We start from the raw sequence: 1,737 nt of genomic DNA, 5'->3' as shown, positions 1-1,737 counted from the left end.
AGCCCCAATAGGGGCTTGATCCAGATTCAAGGCCACCGGTGGTCAGGTTCTTGCGAACCCTTGCACCGAGACTTTGACAGTACTTACCAGCTGGCTTTAACCAGACCTGGTACGTCACCACGCATTGCCGCTTCACGCAGTTTGTTACGGCCCAGGCCGAACTTGCGGTAAACGCCGTGCGGACGACCAGTCAAGCGGCAACGGTTACGCATGCGCGAAGCGCTCGCGTCACGTGGTTGCTTCTGCAGAGCTACGGTAGCTTCCCAACGCGCTTCTGGACTTGCGTTCAGATCGACGATGATAGCTTTCAGCGCTGCACGCTTGGTGGCGTACTTGGCAACAGTGAGCTGACGCTTCAGCTCACGGTTTTTCATGCTCTTCTTGGCCATTTTCCTACTCCAATCAGTTGCGGAACGGGAATTTGAAAGCACGCAGCAGAGCGCGGCCTTCGTCATCGTTCTTGGCAGTGGTGGTCAGGGTAATGTCCAGACCGCGGAGAGCATCGATCTTGTCGTAGTCGATTTCCGGGAAAATGATCTGCTCTTTCACGCCCATGCTGTAGTTGCCACGACCATCGAAGGACTTGGCATTCAGGCCGCGGAAGTCACGAACCCGAGGCAGGGAGATCGACAGCAGACGATCCAGGAACTCGTACATACGCTCACGGCGCAGGGTCACTTTGACGCCGATCGGCCAACCTTCACGGACTTTAAAGCCAGCGATGGATTTGCGAGCGTAGGTCACAACGACTTTCTGGCCGGTGATCTTTTCCAGGTCAGCAACAGCGTGCTCGATGACTTTTTTGTCACCGATCGCTTCGCCCAGACCCATGTTCAAGGTGATTTTGGTAACGCGCGGAACTTCCATCACGTTCGACAGCTTAAGTTCTTCCTTAAGCTTCGGTGCGATTTCCTTCCGGTAAATCTCTTTTAGTCGTGCCATGGTCTTCTACCTAGCAGTGTTCAAGCATCAACCGCTTTTTGGGTCGACTTGAAGACACGAATTTTCTTACCGTCTTCTACTTTGAAACCAACGCGGTCAGCCTTGTTGGTTTCGCCGTTGAAGATGGCGACGTTGGAAGCGTGCAGTGGCGCTTCTTTCTCGACGATACCGCCCTGTACGCCCGACATCGGGTTAGGCTTGGTATGGCGCTTGACCAGGTTCAGACCACCAACAACCAGACGGTTGTCAGCAAGAACCTTCAGCACCTTACCGCGCTTACCTTTGTCTTTGCCGGCGATCACGATGATCTCGTCGTCACGACGAATCTTTTGCATGTCGGATCTCCTTACAGCACTTCTGGGGCGAGCGAGACGATCTTCATGAACTTCTCAGTACGAAGTTCACGGGTCACTGGCCCAAAGATACGGGTGCCGATCGGCTCTTGCTTGTTGTTCAGAAGAACAGCAGCGTTGCCATCAAAGCGGATAATGGAGCCATCTGCACGGCGTACGCCGTGACGAGTGCGGACTACAACAGCAGTCATCACTTGGCCTTTTTTCACCTTACCGCGAGGAATTGCTTCCTTGACGGTAACTTTGATGATGTCACCGATACCAGCGTAACGACGATGGGAGCCACCCAGCACCTTGATGCACATAACGCGGCGTGCGCCGCTGTTATCGGCCACATCGAGCATGGATTGAGTCTGAATCATATAATTTCTCCGACCCCTAGTCCTTAGACTTCCACAGCGCGTTCGAGAACATCAACCAGCGCCCAAGACTTGGTCTTGGC

4 protein-coding genes are annotated in these 1,737 nt (G+C 53.9%); all 4 read right to left on the bottom strand.

All coding sequences use genetic code 11. The annotated features are described in order from the left end of the window. Nucleotides 1-83: 83 nt before the first annotated feature. Genes rpsN through rplN form a run of 4 tightly spaced genes read right to left on the bottom strand, consistent with a single transcriptional unit; the run spans nt 84 to nt 1,657 of the window. Nucleotides 84-389: a 30S ribosomal protein S14 gene (gene rpsN, locus ACRESJ_RS34220; protein WP_003228726.1), complete on the bottom strand. Its 306-nt coding sequence runs from the start codon at nt 387-389 to the stop codon at nt 84-86. Between the two features lie 13 nt (nt 390-402). Beyond that, the gene (gene rplE / locus ACRESJ_RS34215) at nt 403-942 is read right to left on the bottom strand and encodes a 50S ribosomal protein L5 (protein ID WP_003210069.1); all 540 of its coding nucleotides are present in this window, start codon (nt 940-942) and stop codon (nt 403-405) included. A gap of 20 nt (nt 943-962) precedes the next feature. Beyond that, on the bottom strand, nt 963-1,277 hold the full coding sequence (gene rplX, locus ACRESJ_RS34210) for a 50S ribosomal protein L24 (protein WP_003186046.1): 315 nt from the start codon (nt 1,275-1,277) through the stop codon (nt 963-965). An 11-nt stretch (nt 1,278-1,288) separates the two neighbouring features. Continuing rightward, nucleotides 1,289-1,657: a 50S ribosomal protein L14 gene (rplN, locus tag ACRESJ_RS34205; RefSeq protein WP_002555479.1), complete on the bottom strand. Its 369-nt coding sequence runs from the start codon at nt 1,655-1,657 to the stop codon at nt 1,289-1,291. Nucleotides 1,658-1,737: the final 80 nt, after the last annotated feature.

Origin of the sequence: Pseudomonas sp. (assembly GCF_050739655.1) — a bacterium.
Taxonomy (GTDB): domain Bacteria; phylum Pseudomonadota; class Gammaproteobacteria; order Pseudomonadales; family Pseudomonadaceae; genus Aquipseudomonas.
The sequence above is the reverse complement of the archived record's forward strand: the minus strand, read 5'-3'. Positions and strand labels throughout refer to the sequence as shown.

Excerpts from the sequence above, each read along its gene's own strand:
- rpsN (WP_003228726.1), bottom strand. The coding sequence starts at position 389 with ATGGCCAAGAAGAGCATGAAAAACCGTGAGCTGAAGCGTCAGCTCACT.
- rplE (WP_003210069.1), bottom strand. The coding sequence starts at position 942 with ATGGCACGACTAAAAGAGATTTACCGGAAGGAAATCGCACCGAAGCTT.
- rplX (WP_003186046.1), bottom strand. The coding sequence starts at position 1,277 with ATGCAAAAGATTCGTCGTGACGACGAGATCATCGTGATCGCCGGCAAA.
- rplN (WP_002555479.1), bottom strand. The coding sequence starts at position 1,657 with ATGATTCAGACTCAATCCATGCTCGATGTGGCCGATAACAGCGGCGCA.